Here is a 219-nt window from a genome sequence, read left to right as displayed (position 1 = left end):
CCAGCGGACCGGTTTCACCTACACCACCGAGGTCTCCCTCCTGGGCCCCGACGGCGAGCCGGAGCGCAGGGTGGTCTCCCACTACAACAGCCTCCACCTGCTGACCTCCCAGCAGGTGTTCACCTCCGCCCTCGGCAACCGCACCGCCGGGGAACTGGTGCGCGGCTACAGTTGGCAGCAGGACCCCGCAAGCCCCGTGCCCCCGCCCCGGGATGCGGA

The 219-nt window shown here is 71.2% G+C and carries 1 protein-coding gene; it reads left to right on the top strand.

All coding sequences use genetic code 11. The features are described from left to right. The coding region (locus IF89_RS40450; protein WP_043195251.1) for a hypothetical protein at positions 1–219 on the top strand (219 nt) is incomplete at both ends.

Source organism: Streptomyces sp. NRRL F-2664, from assembly GCF_000719345.1.
Classification (GTDB): Bacteria; Actinomycetota; Actinomycetes; order Streptomycetales; family Streptomycetaceae; genus Streptomyces.
Note: the sequence above shows the minus strand (reverse complement) of the source record. Positions and strands in the feature narration are given on the sequence as shown.